Consider the following 20,050-nt stretch of genomic DNA (forward strand, 5'->3'; position numbering starts at 1 on the left):
CAGGAAGGGAGGCGTGGTCGAGACGAATCGCTGAGATAGCCTCTCGTTGGCAGATAACGAACTGGCGGTTAGGCGACGTCAGCACCTCGTCGACCTGCCTTGCCGTGACTCGCGATGGGCGGTCGGCATGGCTGCCGCATCGATCTTGCGCCGCTGTCTCCCGAGTGCGTCGGCCATAGGATGGCGGCCGAGCGCAGGCTTGTCGGCTGTGGCGCCATCCTCCGAGCTGCGGATGCATTCACGGTCCCGATGGAAAGCGCGCCGGTAGCGACGCGTCCGCGGTCAAATCCAGGCGTCCACCGGAGGGTTCGTCGGGCCCAGCATCCGCCAGCGCTGCGCACAGCCCAGCCGCGCTGGCCGCCGTTGCCGGGGGTCGCTCCATCCTGACACCAGTGAGCAAACCGTCGTGTTACAGTCTGATGGATTCACGTCGCTGGCTTGGTCGCCATCAAAGCAACTGGGAGAGTTCGCCACGTCTAGGATTAACCGCCGCGCCTTGCTCCTCCACTCTGGCAATGCAGTCGTCGCCTCGACAGTTGCAGCAACGGCGCTCGGAACTGAGCCGCTAGGGTCCAGACCGAGGACCGTCCGATAGTCTGCGAGCGCTGATTGAGGCACACAAGATAGCTTATGCCGCGTTCGGTAAAGCGCTGCATGACATGGGTGGTGGCAGCAGCGAGTCCGACAGAGCCAGCCGGGGAGGAGGAGAGGGCGCTGCTCGCCATTTGCAGCTACCCTGCGGTGGGGGAAGCGGATCGCCTGGCCAAGGCTCGGTATCTCTTAGAGATCGAGGCGCGCGGTGAGCTCGACCTGTCGGCGCATATCCAGGCCGTTCTCCTCTCTACGATGTGAAGGAGATTAGGCGACCGAGGCGCGGTGGGTCAGCCACTGAATGTCTGGTATGCGCCTCATTGGAGCCATCAAGATCGCCTCCGCCGCTTTCCAAAAGCAGACATGAAAGGTAAACACGCTGGTGATCGTGGTGGGACCCGAGCGTCAACCGGTCGGGCGAGCAAAACCCGCCACGCCGTCGGAATTCAGGCCAATCATCACTTTGGGGCAGACGTTGGGGGATCGAATATCCGGCCCATCGGGCCTAGTCTGACCGTTGTCGGCCTTAGTCTGGACAAGTGCCGTGTGCGGGATCTTCAGGAAGGAAGAAGCTTCGCCGCTCGCAAGGGGTGAGTTCCCGAGGCACGGTACGCCGGGCGAATTCAACAAGCTCGTTGGATGTCTGGAAGAGGCGAACGATGCTGACTCTCCTTTCGCCGGAAACAATTGCGACATGGGTACCGTCGGCGCTGAAAGCCGCGCGTGTAAAGCCCCGTCGAACGGTTGCATCGTCCTGGCTGCCAAGGACGGCAATCTGGCGCCCCGATTGCGCCGCCCATAACCGCACCGTTCGATCTTCGGTCGACGCGGTCACGACATACAAGCCATTGGGGCTGAACTCGGCGCTGTCCAGCGCGCCGCTGTGGCCCCTGAGAACCTTTTCCAGACCGCCTGAGACGCTCCAGATCCGGGCGGTCCCATCACGCGAAGCGGTTAGCAACGACTGGCCATCCGGACTGAAGGTGACCGCCGTCACCGCGCCGGTATGTCCCTCCATTCTGGCGCTCGTCCCCTCGGTGGTCGACCAAATTCGGGCCGTGTGGTCGAGTGAGCCCGTGGCGACGAGTTGACCGTCAGGGTTGAAGGCTCCTGCCGTGATGCGATCCTGATGCCCGACAAGAGCACGTAGTTCGACTCCGCTCGTCGTCAGGAGGTGTCCCACATTGTCTTCCCTGGCCGAGAAGATCAGACGCCCGTCAGGGCTAAGAATGGCTTGCGGCAGATTGCTGCTTGTAGGGATGACAGCCAGTTCGGCGCCGGTCGTCGCGTTCCACAGTTGGGCGGTGCCGTTGATCCATGAGCAAACAAGCGATTTGCCATCGCGACCAAACTGGATCTTGATCAGTCCGGCATCTGACTGGAACTGGGCGGTCTCGTGTCCGGTAGCCACGTCAAAAATTCGGACCACGCCTTCAAGAGATGCCGTGGCGACGCGCCTTCCATCTGGGCTGAACGAGGCGCTTTGAATGATCTCATGCGTGTCGAGGCGGATTATCTCGCGCCCGCTCACTACATCCCACAGGTGCGCCGCGCTGTCGCCGCCGCCGGTAAGCAGGTGGACGCTGTCGGGACTGAAGACCGCGAAAGTCGGCCGATATTCATGTGAGAGCGATGTCGTCAGGGCGCCGTCGATATCCCAAAGCCGAGCGGTGCCATCGTGTGAGGCAGTGAGTAGAATGTTGCTGTCGACCGGGCTGAATTCCAAATGCTCGACCAGGGATTCATGACCGGCGATCGTCGTCACCAACGAGGCGCGTTCAGCGTCCCAGATGCGGATCTGGCCATTGATCGAGGTCGTCGCAAGGAAGCGGTCATCCTGGGTGAAAGCACCGTTCATCTCCACATCGCGTTCATCTGTATCGATGTCAGGCTTCAACCCCGAGACCTCTTGGCCGAGCACCACATCCAGCGTTCCCAACGTTCCATCCCAAATCCGGGCAGTGCCATCGAGGGATACCGTGGCGATCCGTTGACCCCCGTGGCTGAAAAGCACGCCGTTCAATTGCGTGTCGCTCTTGCTGCCGGCCAACTTTGCGATCTCCATTCCTTTCGACAAATCGAAAAGGCTGGAAGTGTCGCGGTGTGAATGCCAACCCCACGGGCCGGCCACCATCCGGCTTCCGTTCGGGCTGAACGCCAGGGTGTAGGGCCAAGAGGTCACTCGGATCGACTGCGTCAGCGCGCCGTCTGCGGCATTCCAGATCGAAATAGAATGTTTGCCCGCCGTCGCGAATCTGCGGCCGTCTGAACTGAAAGCAGCACGCGTATATGCGTCGCTGCTTACACCTAGGACTTTCTTTCCGGTCCGAACATCCCAGAGCGTTGCATCGCTGTTCTCTCCCGCCGTCAGCACCCGGGTGCCATCCGGGCTGAAGATTGCCGTCGGGTAATTGCCTACTGGCCGCAGGATGCAGAGCTGCTCTCCCGAGACGGCGTCCCAGAGACGTGCAGTGCCGTCCCTCGCGGCCGTCAGGATACGACTCCCGTCGGGGCTGAATTCGGCCCTCTCCACGGCCCCATCATGACCTTTTAGAATTGCAGTTTCGGCACCGCTGGAGATGTCCCAGACTGCAGCAGTTTTGTCATAGGACGCGGTGACGATGCGATCACCTGTAGGACTGAATGCCGCATGCGCCACACCGGCGCCAGGGCGGAGGATTTTGATCTGCCGGTGCGCCAGCAGAGCCTTGTAGAGAGCTGCCTCCGCCTCAAAGAGATATGGCCGCTCGGGTTGCTCTTTCGAGGGTAGCGCCTCAAGCGCCAACCGGATCGCAGCCTCGGTGTTGCCTGCCGCGGCGGACCGCTCCGAGAGGAACGAGAGCGAAAGGAACTGATTGCGCAGCGCCTGATCGCGTTGGCCTCTTGCTTCCTCCCGCGCTTTGAAGGCGACCAGTGCGCCTGCACCCGCCATAAGAGCGAGCATTATTGCCACGATAGCGGCGTTCCGTGTCCGTCGGGCAAGCCGGTTTGCTGCGGCAGCCGCGAGGCTCCGGCGCTCGGCTTCGCGCTCCAGGCGCTCGCGTTTTGCCTCTTCGGCAGCCGCGACCAATGCTAGCTCTGCGTGACGGTCCTTCTCCTCCCTCTGCCGATGGGCACGCAAGGACTCTTCGATGTATTCAAGGACGGCATCGTCGACCTCCTCCCGCCTTGACAGCATCAACTCTTCGCCCTCCGCCAGACGTTTGCCGGACGGAAGGAGAAGCTCTCGATTCCTGCTTTCCAGGTGCCATCGGTGGGCGTCAGCCCTCAGGCGTTCGCGCGTCGCGAGGAAGTTGCGGTTTGCATTCACAATGTCAGCGGCGCGCGGCCAACGGCTCAACAGAGCCTCATGTGCAAGACGAACGAAGACATGCCCGGCGGCGTCCTCGTCGCAGACGAGGAGCCGGGCGTCAATTAATGCCGTGACGAGGGCCGATCGCGCGGGAGTGCCCGCGACTTCGGTATACAGGGCGGCACGTGCCGTGACCGTTTCATCGCCCAGGTTCGCCGTGGTGAGGGCGCGCAGCACTGCGGGCAGGGCCTCCTGGATCCCGGGCGCCAGCAAGTCCAGGACTTCGTCGGCGCGGCGCGCGATTGCGCCTTCGAGCCCGCCAAGCGCACGATAGTGCGCAAAGGTGAGAACGCGTCGTTCGCCGCTGGCTTGGTACAACGCGTCGAGGACAAACTCGAGAAGCGGCAATGATCCGGGATCGGCAGTTGCGGCCGCCTGCAGCACGTCATCGAGCCGCCCCAACTCAGCACTCTCCTCGAAGCGGAGCCCAGCCACGACCGCAGGTTCGCGGATCATCTGCGCGATCTCCGGGCCGGTTGGTGGCAGAAGTTCGTAGCTGGCGAGGCCGTCCTTGAGCGCCGAGAAACCTTGGACCTCACCGCAGCGGTGAAAGAAATCCGAACGGATCGCCGCTATCACCCAGACCAGTCCGCTCGCAGCCAGCACCGCCAGGGCCCGCACAAGGGCCTCGCGCGTCGCCGGCTGCCTCTCCGTCGTGAACAGCTCCTCCAGCTGATCGATGACCACAAGCAGTCTGACCTGCGAGCGGCCCGGCTCGGCGGCCTTGCGAAGTGCCTGTCGGACCAATGGCAGGGCTCGATCCGGCGTGCTTCTGCAGAGTCGAGCAAACTCCGCGGTTGTTACTTCCGAGGACAGCTCCGGCACAGCAGCGTCGTGAAACAGCGCCGCAGCCAACACAGCGAATGCATCCGGTCCTTCGGAGAGACGGATCAGGCAGCGGCGCCACAAGGATATGCCTGCCACGGCTCCAGGTCGCGTCAATGACGGCAGCAGGCCAGCTCGCAGGAGGGAAGACTTGCCACAACCGCTCATTCCGTAGATGAGCAGGAATGCCGTGCCGCTTGCTGCCTGCTGCTCCAATCTGGCAGTGCAGGCGGCAATCGCCCGCGCTCGCCCGAAGAATAGATCTGCATCTTCGAATTCGAAGGCATCTAGACCGCGAAATGGCGACCTGACCGGCTCCTCGGACGCAAGCCCTACGCGGTAGATGCGCAAGGAACGGGCGACATCCTTCAGCTTGTGCTCGCCGAGATCAATGAATTCCAGCGAGAGGTGGTCCTGAGCCTGGGCGCGGACCGCTTCCGTGATGCAAATCCCGCCCGGGCGTGACAAGGTTTGAAGATGAACTGCGACCTCGACGGCCTCGCCCTTGAGGTGGTCGCCCTCGGCGACGACGTAACCAAGGTCAACGCCGATGCGGAAGCGCAGCCGCTTTGTCTCGGGAACCTCGCGGTTCCGTCTATCGACCTCATGCTGGATCTCGTTCGCACACCGTAACGCCTCGACAGGGCCAGCAAACTCGGCGACGACTGTCTCGTCGACGCTCGCGAACACACGACCCGCATGTTGTATCAGCAGCCGATCGAGGACCTCCCTGTACGCCAGGGTAGGTGCAGCAATGCTCCGCTCATCCTTTCCTGCCGGCCGGATATTGGCGGCCAATTCTGCCGCCAGAATTGTAATCATTCTCGGTCCGGCATTTGAGGGAAAGACCAACCTGTAACCGCGCCTCGGCACTGTCTGCACGACGGCCTGGCGACTGTCGTTAAGCGCCGCACGGATCTCGTGAATGCATTGGACCAGGCTGTCATCGGTGACGGCTAGCCCATTCCAGACCGCCTTCATCAGCTCGTCCTTGGTGACGACGCGATCGGCGTTCTCCAGAAGGTGGCGAAGGACCGCGAAGGTCTGGTGGCGAACTGCGATTGTCCTGTTGAACTGGTCGCGCAAGGTCTCCCTGCTCACGTCGGCGGTCACGCCGTTGAGCACGAACGTCGTGGGCGGCGAGCTATTCAAGCCGGTTCCCCTCAAGCACGAAGCCGCAGCCCCATACTAGCACGGTTTCGTATTTCGAAGACTGATCATCATCCAGGCCCTGGGAGCGCGGATTTCGGCGAATGATCGTAAGCCGTTCGTGACTTGGCAAATGCCCCGGACCGACAATTCCACAATTCCATTGTCGGTGAGAGGGGTTCGCTATGGACTGCTTAGTACGGATTGCTGGAAGCATGGGTGCAAGAACAGTGCTGCGGCCTACGGGCGCCTTCCTGCTCGCCCTCTTCTTCGCGACAGCGCCACAAGCTCACTCGACGGACCGTCCCGCTGGCGGCTTGGCCGAAGTCGATTTGCAATTGATCCTTGCCGTGGACGTCTCGCCGTCGATGAGCAGAATTGAGCAAAAAGTGCAGCGCGACGGCTATGTTGATGCATTCCGCCACGCGGACATCGCCATGGCAATCACGGCCGGAGAACTGGGAAGAATCGCAGTCCTCTATCTGGAGTGGGCGGGGCCAAATCAGCAAACCGTCATAGTGCCGTGGACAATTGTTGAAAGCCGCGAGGACGCTCTGACTTTGGCGGACAGGCTTGCGGCTCTGTCGTTGACTGAAGGCCGCGGAACGTCGATTTCCGGCGCGTTGCAGGCCGCGAATGGACTGTTTGCGAAGAGCGGCTTGCGCAGCCCGCGCCGTGTTATTGACGTATCCGGCGACGGACCCAACAATGCCGGGGCACCCGTTGACCCCATCCGGCAGTTTCTTCTCGCGGAAGGTGTGACGATCAACGGGCTGCCTATCGCACTACCCCGCAATGGCGAGGCCGACGGGTTTGCACGGTACGACCATTCCAGCCTGCAATCCTATTTCGAGCGCTGCGTCATCGGCGGACCGGACGCATTTGCAATCGGCGTCACCGACGCCGCGATGTTCGCCACCGCGGTCCGTCGAAAGCTGGTTCGTGAAATCTCCATAAACATGGATCAGGTGATCTACGCCGCGTACACCGGGCGTTCCGACCGCACGGTCGATTGCAACATGACCGGTCAGTTGCCAGGCCGATAGGCTGCCCGCAGTCAAACAGGGCAGGTAGCAAAAACGGCGATTAACGCCGTCAAAGGAACTGAAGGGCTGCTCGTCGATAACTTCGTTCCGAACCGAAAAGGCAAGTTTTGGCCCCGAAGATGACATGGCAGCTCTGCGCCTTGAAGCGGTCGTCAAACGGCCAAGGCCGACGCTGGCGGCGGCTCTTCATGGTTCAAAGGCTCTGCTCTTGCTCAGCAATACCTTGTCGGGATGCCAGCGAATTGCAGATCAGCACGAGCTTGCCCTTGACGCCTCCCTGACCGAGCAGTTCCTGGGCGCGACGAGCCTCGGTCAATGGCATCCGCATGGCCACCATCGGCTTTATTTTGCCGTCGCGAAGCAGCTTGAGCAGGGCGCTGAGATCTTCGCGGAACCAGGCGGGCCTCCACCGTTTCAAATATTGTATGCTGTAGGGGAGTATGCGTCGTCGGCCTGGTGAGACGAAAGCGCAGACCGCGTACCACAGAGGTCGCAATATCCCGCGTAGGCGATAGCGTAAGCCTCCTGCCAATCGGCCCTTCTGCAGAAATGAAGTGAAGCCGTAGGCTATGACGCGGCCACCGGGCCTCAGAGCCCGAAACGACCGCCAGACATTGGCTTCGCCGACCCCATCGAAGACGACATCCACGCCACCGTTTGTCAGGCGATGGACCTCTTTGACGAAGTCGGCCCGTTCGTAGTCGATCGGCCTGGCCCCGAGATCAGACACGATCTGATGATCTGACAGAGAGGCAGTCCCATACATCTCTAAACCTGCCAGCCCGCCGAGTTGCAGCAGAGCCGTGCCCACTCCGCCGGCCGCGCCATGGATGAGAACCCGTTGACCCGGTGACGGATGCCCAAGGCGATGCATCATCTGATAGGCCGTGACGTAGTTCAGCACGAGGCTAACTGCCTCGACTGGATCAACGCCAGTCGGAACCGAAGTGAGCTCATCTTGAGGGAGGCAGATGAACTGCGCGTAGCCACCATGAATGGGCAGTGCCGCAACCAGTTTACCGAGCATTGCATGGGACGCACCCTCTCCGGCTTCGTCTACGATGCCCACGATGTCCCATCCTGGCGTGAATGGCAGGGTCGTTTTTTCTGGATGGATGCCCTCCCGCATCAATAGCTCTGCGAAGGAGACGCCGGCGGCGATTATTTGTACCCGCAACTCACCCGATGCCGGATGGGGCGCGTCTTCCTCCACGAGCTCCAGAACTTCAGGTCCGCCATGGTGGCGAACAACGACGCGCAGAGACTTCATGGCAAGCTCGGTCCGGATTGGACTCCTCCACTGAGGCAAACTCAGGCGAAAGGATAGCGCGCGCGTGTGTGAAGCGACTTGCTCCAGATCAAACCCTCCAGAAATCAGCCTGCCATCGGGCGTAGGAGGAATCAAATGTGTGCTCACGACCCGGAGCAGTTCGTCTGATAACCTCGCCGTGGAGCCGGAAAGCCGTCACTCCGCTTCTGACCCGTTGGGACCGCTCTTGGCGTTCCGCCGTTGGGGATGACCTGACAACCCGCCCGACCTGGAATCGGGCGAGTTCGCTATTCGCTTGACCGCCGAGGTCTCCTTAAGCAACTGGAATATTACGCGCGTGGTTCAGGGGCAGCCCACTTGCCGCCCCGTCGTTGCCTGCCCGTAGCGCCGTGCTTTTCATTGGGCATCCTGTTGGTTTTGAGACACCCAACGAGAAGGGACTTAGTCACTGGATGGCCTACTAATGAGGCTCGGCGGGTTCCGTTGCACCACTCGGACTATTACCTCTATGGCAGCCCGGCAAATCACGTATGGCTGCATCATCGGGTCTGTGAAACGGAACGTCTGCTGACGTTCGCCGGCGCGCTTATACGCCAGTCACTATAGCAGGCGTTGCACGGTAACGAGCGAGCATCCACCCGTCAGGCCGCAACCTCAGAATGGTTCAAGAAAGCGGAACGATCCCTTCGAGTGCCGCATAGACCGAGGGTCGCAGCCAACGGTCCATGCTGCGGGCAAGGCCGGGGTCGCCGCTCAGGAAAAGGCCGCCCCTTTCTTTCTCGCGCTCGATGCTTGAGCGGCCCTCCAGGATGGCGCCCAGCGAAACTACGCCTGTTTCGACGTATAGGTCGACGTCCCGACGCGGGTCGGCCGAGCACAGCTCGGGCACATTCGCACCCGGCTCGACCACAAGCCAGTAATGAGGGTACTTCGGCGGCGGATCGTCGCGGAAATGGAAGCGGATGACGGCACGTCGCCGCGGCAGTTCAGCGAGGTTTATCTTTCGCCGCACCAACCACATCAGGGTGGAAACATCCACGTCGGCGAGCGCGACCTCCGCCTCGATGTTGCATTGCGCCCATTCCGCCAGCGCGTTCATCGCGGGCTCGAGCTTGATCGACTTTTCGGTGCGGAAATAGGTGATGGTGCCCGACGCCTCGTCCTCGATGCGCTCGACTAGGCCTAACGCTTCCATCTCCTTGAGCCGCCTAGACAAGAGGGCGGACGAGATGTTGCCCACGCCCTTGCGAATGTCGTTGAAGCGGGTCGAGCCGTTCCAAAGCTCTGTCAGGATTTGGATCGTCCAGCGCGGCTCCAGGAACTCGCAGGCGCGCGAGATCGGGCAGAGCAATCCGTAAGGCCGTCGCGTCATCTGAACGCTCCTCTGCCGCAAGTTAGGCCTCCAGAAGGGTTAAGGCCAGTTCACAATCTGAAGCGGAACGCTTCCGAAGCTGCGCTGGCGACTTACCCTCTTCTGCCGTCATGGTGATCTTCTTTCGCGCAACCTCGACCAACGGAGGATACCATGATCAGGCATAACGCGGCACAAGCGACACTAGCCCAGACCGCACGGCGCGCGCCGGGGACTTTTCTTCATCCGTTCGAACGCCTGCTCGCCCTTGTCCATGAGTGGCGGACTCGGCGCGAGATAGAACGCTCGGTTGGCCGGCTGTCCAATTTCCACTTACGCGACGTTGGCCTGATAGAATTTGACGTCGAAGCGGCCTGCGCCGACAGCTTCGATCGATCCGCCTCTCGCGCGCTCATGAGCGTAGCGCAGAAGCGATCAGGCAATTGGTAAAAGGCGCCGCCGGACCTCTGCGGCGACTGATGCGACCTTGAGCCTGAAGATTAGGAATCTCTAATGTGATATGCAGACTGCGAGGGGATTTTCCATGGCCCAGTCAAAGTGGTATCTCGCAGTGACGTGGCTTGCGCTGCTCGGCAAAGCCGAGGCCCATGATTGGTATACTGGTAAGACAGACCCAGTTCTCCAGTATGACTGCTGTGGAGGCAAGGACTGTCACCCGATTGATCCGAGCGAAGTCAGGATGACAAAAGATGGCTATTTCGTGCGGCCGCCGCGCCCCTTCTACTTAAACGAGCCACAGGAGCCGGAGTGGTTTATACCCAGAGAGCGTGTCCAGACCTCACCAGATGATCGCTATCACATTTGTGAGCGTCTGATGACGTTCTACAGATCGATCACTCCCCGCATGCAGTACCAAGCCTATCAGAGATTTAGATGGACGTGCTTTTTCGCGCCACCCGGCACAAGCTCGATCGCACGAAAATAAGAGAAACCGCTCACATAGCATCTGCCGGGGCAAAGAAGCAGTCTTCTTCCTCTTCGGTCGGATGCAGGCAGATGTGGGAATTATCATCGCCGGATGGAAGGGCGACATCATACCGCACGAAGTAGCGGTTCTGATGAGTGACTTTTTGATGGTCGCCCGGTCGTAGAATAACCACGTCGTCACAACAGCGCATGGCGGTGCGCTCCACGACGCGGCCAAGAATGGAGACCTCAAGGCAATTGCCGCCGCCTCGATGCAAGCGCTGACATCGAGGAGCAGGAGAAGCGAGCAACACCGCTCTTCTTGGCGGTGCGCAGCGGCCAATGTCGAGGCGGCCGAACTGCTGATCAAGCGTGGTGCCGATGTGAACAAGGAAGCGGTGCTCGGCCTGCCGATGACCGTTGCCGTGCTGAAGAACGCCGCCGACATGGTTAGGCTGCTGCTGGCGCACGGTGCCGACGCCAACGGGCCGTTACGTAGCAAGCCGCTTTTTGTTGGCCCTGATTTTCCTTTGATACATGCCTGCGACTTTGTCCGCGGAACCGGTAGCGACGAGCGTGCCCGCGATCGCGGCCGCCTCGACTTTCTCAGTGATCATCCGATTGGCTTCCGTTTCCGCCAACCTTCCTCCGCCGGCGATCCGCAATGTGCGAAGCCAGATCACCTGCTGCGCTTCGAACGCCGAGACACATAGATCGAACCAGGGATTAAACATTCGCGCCCTCCAGACCGCTAGCAGAACGGCCGGATAGAACGTCGGTTCCCCGAGCGGCGCGTATTGGTCCTTATGGAGCGCACCGGGAAGCGCATGAGCGAGCGGGACGCTTCGGCGGTGTGGGACAGCGGCGACAGGAAACGCGCGCTGGCGAGGCTACGAAAAGCCCCCAACTTGAGAACTGCGGGCTCGATCTTTTCAGATGAAGCAAGCTTACCACCCAGCCTAGCCGGGAATGGACCTGCAATTCATGACTAGAACCGGATCAAGCCGTGGCCTTGGGCAAGGTAAAGGACCTTTCACCCCAAGCTGGTCGATCTCAACCGAAGTCTTCGACGGTTGCTTGTTCATCAGGATTCCCCAATCGGGGCTTAACGTTATCACGGGAGAAATCTTCCGCCGCCGGCGGGCCTTTCCATGTCAGACGGGCACCGACTCGTTGTCGTAGCGGCATTGCCAAGCGCATGGTAAGCTAAAGCCGTCATCATTGAGAGACATCCCAAATTCGGCCCGGCGGCCTAGGCTTCCGGGCCTTTTCTATTGGCCAGCGGGCAGCATCATTATGCACTTAACGCGAACGCGGTGGTGGGCCGGAGCACGTTAATGGTTGTGCGACTGCTGGAACCAGGGAACGTCGTATTGAGATACGCAATGTTGATTGTTCGAATTCTGCGGCTGGGTGCTTGCGTATTTTCAGTCAGCAACTCCATCCGGGTTGAAGGCCGACCCTGGGGGCGTAGCGCTTCCTGTCTGATCACTGCCGATCGTTTGGTTTGGCTGGCCCGGCGAACCTGTGACCGTGTGGACGTTACCAGCCCAAGCCGTGCAAGCGGAGGCTGCAACAAGCCAGCCGATTCACCATTCATTCACGATATTAGCGCAGCCTAACGTGAGGTCATGCTTGTATCGCGTCATGCCTAAAAGCCCCAGCGCCGATCCCCCTCTTCGCTGGGGCTTTTTCCTGGAACAATACCTGGTCTCGCCGTGGCAGGAACTTTCTCGACCCTTTGGAATTACAGGCCGTTAGGGGACCAGCCCAATGGCCGAAGACAACCAAAATCCTGAAGATCATGAGTCGGCGGAAAAGGCGTTTCGAGTGCGGTTTCTGGCAAAGGAAACCGGCATTACGGAAGCCCAAGCGCGTGAGCTTATCGGCATGATCGGATATGACGTGGCCTCGCTGCTCCGCGAGGCGCGTCTGCTGAAAAAGCGAAATGGGGACGCCAGGTAGCGCGTCGGTCTCTGTTTGTTCCGATTCTTGCAACTATCCGCAATCGCCAAGTTGCGGGGCCATCCCCCAGTTTTCCCCTCATGTTCCGAGTGCTGGCCTGTCAGCAAATAGCTGACTGATCGCTCCCGGGCCCAAGCGCGACGTCCGAGTGGGCTTGGCGATGTCCGTAGTGACGCAAGACGGACCTAGCGAGCCATGGCATAGTTGTGGTCCTTTTTGAAAGGCGAGCGAACCGCAAATTCGCCCGCAGCAAGGCCGGCGCCAAGGCATTGATATTGCTGTGGTCAAAACCTGGGGATTTTTACAGCTACTCCCCAGCTTCGGAGAACAATCGACATTCGGAGAGCAGTTTGAGGGAGAAGGTTGTTTCCGCTTCCCCAGCGTTCGGCCGCACATCCCGCAAACCCTGGGCTTGCGGGAAGCCATGAGGGACCGGAGAATTGTTTGGAAGAGTGGTAGAGGGACCCGAACCCAAAACCAACCTTCTCCGGCCAATCTGCCAGGTTGCCCCGTCCTCGAAAGGTCTGTGGGGTGGCAAATTGCCGATGTCGAGACATTGTCGGGCGGAATCTGTTTTCAACTGCGGCCATTGTGGTCCGCGTTTGGCAACCGCAATGCGAAGCTTATGCCGAGGATGCGGCGGGCGTCCAGAGGAGCAACCGCAGCAGTAACGACAACTGAACCGCACCCCACACTCCCGGTTAAGTGGTCTTGGGTCGCCGGACCTGAGCGTCGCCAACAGCGCATCGGCCGCGGGTACTAAATGGAAGTTCCTACTGGGGCCGGCTTGCCCCTCGAGTCAAAGGCACCGACATCGTTAATTCGAGGTCTTGCTGGACTTCGTTGCCCACGTTGAAGGTTGCCGCCCCTGAAACATTGAACCCAGATCGCTTGTAAAATGCAATCGCGCGCTCATTCTTCTCATACACAGTCAGTCGCAGGCGACTCACCTCACGCTTGCGGCACTCCTCCAATACTTCTTCGAGTAGGCGGCCCGCGAGCCCAAGACCCCGCCAAATTGCGTCTACGTATAGCCTCTTCAGTAACAAGTTCTGATCGGTACTAACATTTGTCGCCAGCGAGGTGCGCATAGCCGGCAATGCCGTCGTCACCAACGGCGATAAACACTGCACCTGCTAGATCTACAATTTCGGCCAGCTGTTGGTTGACGCCAAAGTTCTTCGAAACATATTCCTCAAGGTCCGAGGCCCGCAGATCGGCACTATATGTCTCGCAGAATAATCTCCCTGCAAAGACGAATAGGGCTTGCGCATCCAACGGTCTGGCCCGCACAATAGACACCTCTCCCATAACTGCTACTTTCTCTGGTGAGGGGAAATGCATGAGATCGCGTGGATCTCGGGCAGAGCGGTTGCTAATTCGGACAACGACCGAACCTGCCGACCATCCCGGAAATTGTCGGGTGAGAGCCAGGCCTCGATGGCAGCGCGTCGCGCCGGCCATTCTCGCGACAGCATCGAATACATGCAAATGTCGCAAGGCTTGCCCTTCAGGAATAGGCCTTGGCGCAGGATGCCTTCGAAGACGAAGCCAAGGCGGTCGGCGGCGCTGCGCGAGCGTGTGTTGCTCACGGTGCAGGTCCATTCGAGGCGGCGGTAGCCGAGATCCTCGAAGACATGGCGCAAAATGAGGTAGAGCGCCTCGGTGCCAAGTCCGGTGCGTTGCAGCCGCGGCGTGTAGAGCACATAACCAAGTTCGACGACGTGGTGCGCCGGCCTCGCCTCCATCAGGCAGAGCCAGCCGACCGGGGTCTCATTTGGGCCGTCAACGGCGAAGAATGCGCGCTTGGGATCGGCGACCAGTGCCGCAACATGTTCGGCGAAGGCCTGTTCGTTTGTGAACGGTCCCACCTTCATGTCGACCCAGGTGGCTTGGGTGTTCTCGTCATGCGACAGGCGAAAGAGCGTCGCTGCATCGCGTCCCGCATCGAGCGGGCGCAGGCGCCCAAAGCGTCCTTGGACCATGACGGCGACCGGAACCGATGCGGCGTCTGTCGGGGTTGCTGCGGCTTCCACTTCGTTTGCGTTCCCAAACATGTTCCCCCCGACCTGTCCGCCAAGAATACCGCTTAGCTCCGAGCTTCGTTGAACCAGCTCGAACGCAGTGACCATGATGACCACTCCTGCCAGACAAGGCTTACGGTAGGTTGCTCCCTGATGCACCCGACGGCCCTCAAACCCGTCGATGAAGTTCTAAGTATACACCATTAGCAAATGCTAATATAGTCCCTTGGACGACTCATCGACCATCAACGACGACCGCTGAGCTGCTGTTGAGGGTGAGCAGGATGCACTCCGCGAAAGCGTTCTCCGCGAGCACTTCCGCAGCTAATGCAATAGGCTCTCCATGCGGCAAGAGGAGTATGGGATGACACGCGACCGGATGATTGCTCTCATTCGCGCGGCGGATGCAGTTGCGCGAGATGTTGTCACACATGGGCATCATCCATTCGGGGCGGTGCTGGTCGGCCCCGACGATGCGATCCTCATGCGCCAGGGCAACATCAACACTGTGCGCCACGCCGAGACTGAACTTGCCAGGCGCGCGGCGGATGCCTATTCGCCGGAGTTTCTATGGAGCTGCACGCTGGTGTCAACCGGCGAGCCCTGCGCGATGTGCACCGGGACGCTCTACTGGGCAAATATCGGCCGGCTGGTCTACGGCTTCGAGGAGAGCCAGCTTCTGGCTCTGACTGGCGACCACCCGGAAAACCCAACGATGAGCCTGTCGGCGCGTGTCGTGCTCGGCTCTGGTCAGAAGAGTATCGAGGTGCACGGCCCGTTCCCTGAAATTGAGGATGAGGTTCTCGCTGCCCATCGAGATTTCTGGCGCCGGTAGCCTGGCGAGAAAACGTGGACCGCGCGACAATTTCGAACACGGCGATCTCACCTTACCTGACGCCTGTGTGTAAGGGCGCCTGCGGCGATATAGTCCGATTGAGGAGAGGAACACGAAGTGGCTGACAGAGCTGATCGGTTGGCCGACTTGGACGCCGCGATGCGTCGTTTTGCCGAAGCATGGGCGGGCGGCGACATCGCCGTGTTAGAGGCAGTTCTATCGCCAAGCTACACGCACACCGACGCGTTCGGGGAATTTCACGACCGGTCGAGTTGGCTGGAGTACGCGCAGCGACGAACTGGCCGCACGACCCGCATAGGGTTTCGTAGCCTTCGTAGACGCCTCGTGGGGGATGTCGCAATTGTCACAGGTATTAACGACATTGAGGGGTCAGGTGCCCTTAGCGCTTCTGATCATAGCGACTTTACCATCCAGCGGAAGGCGATCCCTCATCTATCTCTATGCCGGTGGGGACCGACTTGTCTTTGACCAGTGATTTAAGTTTGGCTGCGTCACTGACGACGCATTGACACAGACGATCCGCGATCTTCGGGGCGCCCTCGGGGAGGAGGGGGCAGCCCTGATCAAGACGGTCGCAAAGCGCGGCTACATGCTCACGCTCGAGGAGGACGCAAACGGTCGAGGCGATGATCCAGCCATCACGGACGCACCATCGAACGTTCGGCACTCCTACCCCTCGTCGGAAGAGCTCGAAACGACGCCCGACGCAACGAATTTTCCAGGCGACCCCTCCTTGCGGCGTGCATTCGAGTTGTTGGCTGATGAAAGCCGGTCGACAATGCCTCTTGTGGGGGCGGTGCGATCGGCTGAAGCACAGTCTGCTCGCGTCTCCGGGCGAGACAGGCCCGCGATCGCGGTGCTGCCGTTCGCGCTCGAGGATATAGCTTCCCGGCGCCTCCAGGTCTTGAGGGATGGGTTGCTGAGGGACATTATCCGCGACCTTGCCCGACTGCGAACCGTCTTCGTCATCGCAGCGAACTCGCTACAGGCTTTGTCATCCCTCGGATTGAACAGCCTAGAGGCCGCCCGGCTGCTTCGCTGCGATTATGTATGCGCCGGCAACATCACGCTGCACGGACCGACGCTGCGGGTCGATGTCGAGTTAGTCGCGGTGGCTGATGGCCGCGCGCTCTCTTCCGAAAGATTCTCGAAGCCCCTCGCATCGATCTCGCAGTTCGGGCAGGCCTTGGCCGACGAGATTGCGACGCTGATTGCAGACGAAGTCAATCTCGCGGAGCGCAACATCGCGACTCGGCGGGCTCTTCACGAACTGGATGCATGGCAAGTCTATCACCGTGGCCTCGGCCACATGCACATGTTCACCGGCCAGGACAATACGGTCGCCGAGGATTTGTTCAAGGCTGCAATCGACCTTGATCCGCGCTTTGCCAGTCCCTATGCGAGCCTGTCCTTCACACACCTCTTGAAGGCATTCCTGTTTGATCCGTCACATCTCTCAGTGGAAGGGCAACTCGCTCACGATCTTGCTGCCCGCGCGGTGGCAGTTGACCCCTATGACCCCGCGGCGCATTGCGCCCTCGGGCGCGCCTTGTGGATCATGGGCGCGCTTGAAGAAGCCACTGACGCGCTGGAGCGGGCAACGGTCCTCAGCCCTTCCTATGCCTTTGGGCATTACGCCCGGGCCTTTACCGACGGCTGGTCAGGGGATGCAAAGGTTGCCATTCAAGCAGCCGACCATGCCAGAGAACTGTCACCGTTTGACCCTTTCCTAGGTCCCAATCAAGCGGTGCGGGCAATTTCCCTGCTGCGGCTCGGAAGAGCCGAAGAGGCTGCTGCGTGGGCTGTGCGCGCTACGCTCCATCGCAACGCTCACGCCCATATAAGGCGTATTGCGGTCTTGTCGTTGACTGCGGCCGGTCGGATTGACGAGGCGATGCGTCTGGCACAGGTGGTGAACGGCGAAAGCCCGGAGAATGGAAACGAACTATTCATCCGGACGAGCAGAATGCGGCCCGATGATGAGAAGCTATTCCGCGATCTGGCGCGGCAAAGCGGGTTGTGCTGAGCGAAGCGAGCCCAACGCGAAAGGAGGGGCAACGTGAGTGAGACCCGCAACCTCGCGGCGAACCTGGCCGACGTCGTCGGATACAGCCGGCTGGCTGGGTCGAACGAAGATTCGATCGGGCTGATCGCCGTCGATGACCTTGGACACGGTCTTACGTCATAGACGGAGTGAAGGGCAGCTTTTGCGCCTCTCTTCGGTGGGTTCGTACGCCTTCGATCGACAATTACGACCCTGACAACACTTCACTCCACCCATCTATCTTCCTTTGTGGGACCGGTAAGACGCCCGCCCGGATGCACGGCTTTCGTTGGCCGGTTGGATCCCGATGGATTGAACTGGTGCCTCGCGGCAATCGCCGCCGCCTCATAGATTTGAGCCCCATCAAACTATGATTCTACCCATCATATTAGCGATAGCTAATCTGAGGACAGCGGTCGCACCGGTAAACGAAATGGTCCCATCTGGACGCTTTAGCACTAGCTAATGGAACGCTTACAGCTGTACAATATCGAGTAAGAGGGGAGTTTCGTGGAGTGATCCTGCGTGAGCCTCCGACCGCGTGGACGTCGTCTGCCCGTGATCGTTGCAGGTCAAGTGTGCTGGCTGTCACCGTCGAGCTGTGAGGTGAAATTATGGGGCGTTTCACTCTTCTTCTGACTGGGTTTGTATTGTGGTTCGCGGCGTTTGTTACGCCTATAAATGCTGAAGACTATACCAAGCCCGGCCCGTTTCCGGTTGGGCTCCAGAAGTTCACATTTTCTGATACGTCCGGCAAACATTCCATGGCAGCCATGGTCTGGTATCCTGCCGCCGGTCCCGCACCAGCCCCCACCGCGACCCCCATGGATTTGAATGACGCGCCAGCGGCGACAACTGGCCCCTATCCCCTCGTGGTTGTTATCCACGGGCTTTCAGGCGTCGGCATGATGTTCGGTTCGGTAGGTCGTCACCTCGCATCCCATGGCTTCGTCGTCGCGGCTGCCGACTACGATACCGGACCTTTCGATGACGATGGAGGTTTACGGGCAGATCGAGAGCTGGTCTGGCTGCTCTACAATCGCCCCTCCAATGTGGTGCGGGTGATTGCCTATGTCGATATGTTGAGCGCCCCAGGTGGAAAGCTCGCCGGCGTCATCGATACCTCTCGCATCGGCGTCTGGGGATTGTCGACCGGTGGGACCACCGCGTTCCAGGCGGCGGGCGCACAAATCGACTTCAGGGCGCTGGATACCTGGTGCGCAGCAAACAAAGGGGATACCGAAGCTGCTGAAACGTGCCAGTTCGTCGGCCACGAGCAAGACATCGCAGCGCACTATGGCGTTGCTGATCCCTTTGCGGCGCCGATGCCGCCCATTTGGGACAAGCGCGTAGCGGCTGTCGTCGCCGCAGCTCCGGGCGGCGAACTGCACGTGTTTGGCGACAAAGGCATTGCGGCGGTCAAGCAGCCGACTCTGATCATGTTCGCTTCAGACGACACTGTTGTCTCACCTAAACTCAACGCTTTGTGGGCGTATGACAGCATCGGTAGTCCAGATAAGGCGTTGGCCATTTTTGATCATGGTGGGCACACGTTGTTCATGAATTCGTTGAAGCCCAACTTCCATGAGGCGACAGCACTGGCCACCACCTTCTTTCTAGCCATCCTCAAAGGTAAGCCCGCTGACAGGGCGGCCGCCATGCATGATGCAGCTTCGTTGCAGGGCCTAAGCTATAGGTCGACGTTACACTAGGCTGGTGGGTATGCCCTGCTGAAGGGGAAGAAAGCTTCGCCATGCCTCGCTGAAGGATTTTTGGGAAACAGACTAGGGAATGCGATCGCCCGACCTGTGCGGCGGCCGGTACGACCTCCCAGCCTGAAGATTAGCAATGTCTAATGTGGTATTCAGGATGAGAGGGAATTTCGATGGCGCAGTCAAAGCGGTATTTCGCATTGGCGTCGCTTGCACTGCTCGGCAATGCCGAGGCCCACGAATGGTATACGGGTAAGACAGACCCCGTTCTCCACTACAACTGCTGTGGAGGCAAAGACTGCCATCCTATCGATCCAGACTATGTCAGGATGTCAAAGGACGGCTATTTCGTCCGGCCGCCACGTCCATTCTATCTGAACGAGCCACAGTGGTTCATCCCGAGAACGCGCGTCCAGACCTCGCCAGATGATCAATATCACATTTGCGAGCGCCTGATGACGTTCTATCGGTCGCCGGCGCCGCACATGAGTTTCGAGACCTATCACAGGTTTAGGTGGACGTGCTTTTTCGCCCCGCGGGGCACAGGCTCGATCGCGCGAAGATAGAGGTACATTCACATCGCATCGGGCGGTGCGAAGAAGCAGTTTTCGTCTTCTTCCGTGGGATGTAAGCAGATGTGGAAGTTGCCATCCCCCGAGGGGATGACGACATCGTACGGCACGAGGTAGCGGTCCTGATGAGTGACTTTTCGATGGTCGCCCGGTCGTAGGATAACCACGTAGCCGTCTGGCCGGGGCGTCACAGTTGAACTGGGAATTCTCCCGCAGTCGCCAGTGAGCGGGTCGCCGTGGCAGCAAGCTGGTGGATAGCCCCAATTCCGATCCGGGCCGTTGGCCAACGCCGCACTTCCCTAAACTGCCGCAGCCATGGCGATCACGCCTGCGAAGCAGGTCACCTGTCTTCCGCCAACCGCATGC

At 60.0% G+C, this 20,050-nt stretch carries 16 protein-coding genes; 8 read left to right on the forward strand and 8 right to left on the reverse strand.

The features are described from left to right. Nucleotides 1-1,117: 1,117 nt before the first annotated feature. The gene (locus tag DPM35_RS07555) at nt 1,118-5,920 is read right to left on the reverse strand and encodes an nSTAND1 domain-containing NTPase (RefSeq protein WP_181591954.1); all 4,803 of its coding nucleotides are present in this window, start codon (nt 5,918-5,920) and stop codon (nt 1,118-1,120) included. A 212-nt stretch (nt 5,921-6,132) separates the two neighbouring features. Here DPM35_RS07555 and DPM35_RS07560 point away from each other — a divergent pair, with 212 nt between their 5' ends. After that, a complete protein-coding gene (locus tag DPM35_RS07560; protein ID WP_181591955.1) occupies nt 6,133-6,963 on the forward strand; it encodes a DUF1194 domain-containing protein in 831 nt (276 codons plus the stop codon). A gap of 193 nt (nt 6,964-7,156) precedes the next feature. Here the strand turns inward: DPM35_RS07560 and DPM35_RS07565 are convergent, their stop codons facing one another. Then, a complete protein-coding gene (locus DPM35_RS07565; RefSeq protein ID WP_112126669.1) occupies nt 7,157-8,233 on the reverse strand; it encodes a medium chain dehydrogenase/reductase family protein in 1,077 nt (358 codons plus the stop codon). Between the two features lie 664 nt (nt 8,234-8,897). Continuing rightward, nucleotides 8,898-9,605 (reverse strand): winged helix-turn-helix transcriptional regulator, encoded by a 708-nt coding sequence (locus tag DPM35_RS07570; protein WP_112126670.1) that lies wholly within the window; start codon nt 9,603-9,605, stop codon nt 8,898-8,900. Between the two features lie 153 nt (nt 9,606-9,758). On the opposite strand from DPM35_RS07570, the gene DPM35_RS32150 reads away from it, so the two are divergent. Continuing rightward, complete coding sequence (locus tag DPM35_RS32150; protein ID WP_146767923.1) at nt 9,759-10,034, forward strand: hypothetical protein; 276 nt, start codon at nt 9,759-9,761, stop codon at nt 10,032-10,034. Nucleotides 10,035-10,540: 506 nt separating this feature from the next. Here the strand turns inward: DPM35_RS32150 and DPM35_RS32155 are convergent. Both DPM35_RS32155 and DPM35_RS07580 read right to left on the reverse strand, forming a co-directional pair. Beyond that, nucleotides 10,541-10,981: a hypothetical protein gene (locus tag DPM35_RS32155; RefSeq protein WP_146767924.1), complete on the reverse strand. Its 441-nt coding sequence runs from the start codon at nt 10,979-10,981 to the stop codon at nt 10,541-10,543. Nucleotides 10,982-11,002: 21 nt separating this feature from the next. Beyond that, nucleotides 11,003-11,245, reverse strand: coding sequence for a hypothetical protein (locus DPM35_RS07580; RefSeq protein WP_112126672.1), 243 nt, complete (start codon nt 11,243-11,245; stop codon nt 11,003-11,005). 1,039 nt (nt 11,246-12,284) lie between these two features. Here DPM35_RS07580 and DPM35_RS07590 point away from each other — a divergent pair. Continuing rightward, the gene (locus DPM35_RS07590) at nt 12,285-12,476 is read left to right on the forward strand and encodes a hypothetical protein (RefSeq protein ID WP_112126673.1); all 192 of its coding nucleotides are present in this window, start codon (nt 12,285-12,287) and stop codon (nt 12,474-12,476) included. A 773-nt stretch (nt 12,477-13,249) separates the two neighbouring features. Here the strand turns inward: DPM35_RS07590 and DPM35_RS32780 are convergent. Genes DPM35_RS32780 through DPM35_RS07600 form a run of 3 tightly spaced genes read right to left on the reverse strand, consistent with a single transcriptional unit; the run spans nt 13,250 to nt 14,608 of the window. Further along, nucleotides 13,250-13,567: a GNAT family N-acetyltransferase gene (locus DPM35_RS32780; RefSeq protein WP_245431466.1), complete on the reverse strand. Its 318-nt coding sequence runs from the start codon at nt 13,565-13,567 to the stop codon at nt 13,250-13,252. Further along, the gene (locus DPM35_RS32785) at nt 13,539-13,754 is read right to left on the reverse strand and encodes a hypothetical protein (protein ID WP_245431492.1); all 216 of its coding nucleotides are present in this window, start codon (nt 13,752-13,754) and stop codon (nt 13,539-13,541) included. The genes DPM35_RS32780 and DPM35_RS32785 overlap by 29 nt, the downstream gene beginning before the upstream one ends. A gap of 38 nt (nt 13,755-13,792) precedes the next feature. Further along, nucleotides 13,793-14,608, reverse strand: a complete 816-nt coding sequence (locus DPM35_RS07600; protein WP_146767925.1) for a GNAT family N-acetyltransferase — start codon at nt 14,606-14,608, stop codon at nt 13,793-13,795. Nucleotides 14,609-14,864: 256 nt separating this feature from the next. Between DPM35_RS07600 and DPM35_RS07605 the strand changes: the two genes are divergently transcribed. The 5 genes from DPM35_RS07605 (at nt 14,865) to DPM35_RS07620 (ending at nt 19,112) form a co-directional block, all read left to right on the forward strand. After that, nucleotides 14,865-15,335, forward strand: a complete 471-nt coding sequence (locus tag DPM35_RS07605; protein ID WP_112127095.1) for a nucleoside deaminase — start codon at nt 14,865-14,867, stop codon at nt 15,333-15,335. A gap of 159 nt (nt 15,336-15,494) precedes the next feature. After that, on the forward strand, nt 15,495-15,824 hold the full coding sequence (locus DPM35_RS33270; RefSeq protein ID WP_425373348.1) for a nuclear transport factor 2 family protein: 330 nt from the start codon (nt 15,495-15,497) through the stop codon (nt 15,822-15,824). A 37-nt stretch (nt 15,825-15,861) separates the two neighbouring features. Then, nucleotides 15,862-17,382, forward strand: coding sequence for a hypothetical protein (locus DPM35_RS07615; RefSeq protein WP_112126676.1), 1,521 nt, complete (start codon nt 15,862-15,864; stop codon nt 17,380-17,382). Between the two features lie 33 nt (nt 17,383-17,415). Next, nucleotides 17,416-17,544, forward strand: a complete 129-nt coding sequence (locus DPM35_RS33090; RefSeq protein ID WP_281004583.1) for a hypothetical protein — start codon at nt 17,416-17,418, stop codon at nt 17,542-17,544. Between the two features lie 470 nt (nt 17,545-18,014). Continuing rightward, nucleotides 18,015-19,112: an alpha/beta hydrolase family protein gene (locus DPM35_RS07620; protein WP_112126677.1), complete on the forward strand. Its 1,098-nt coding sequence runs from the start codon at nt 18,015-18,017 to the stop codon at nt 19,110-19,112. The last annotated feature ends 938 nt before the right edge of the window (nt 19,113-20,050 follow it).

This window comes from Mesorhizobium atlanticum (assembly GCF_003289965.1).
In the GTDB taxonomy this organism is placed as follows: Bacteria; Pseudomonadota; Alphaproteobacteria; order Rhizobiales; family Rhizobiaceae; genus Mesorhizobium; species Mesorhizobium atlanticum.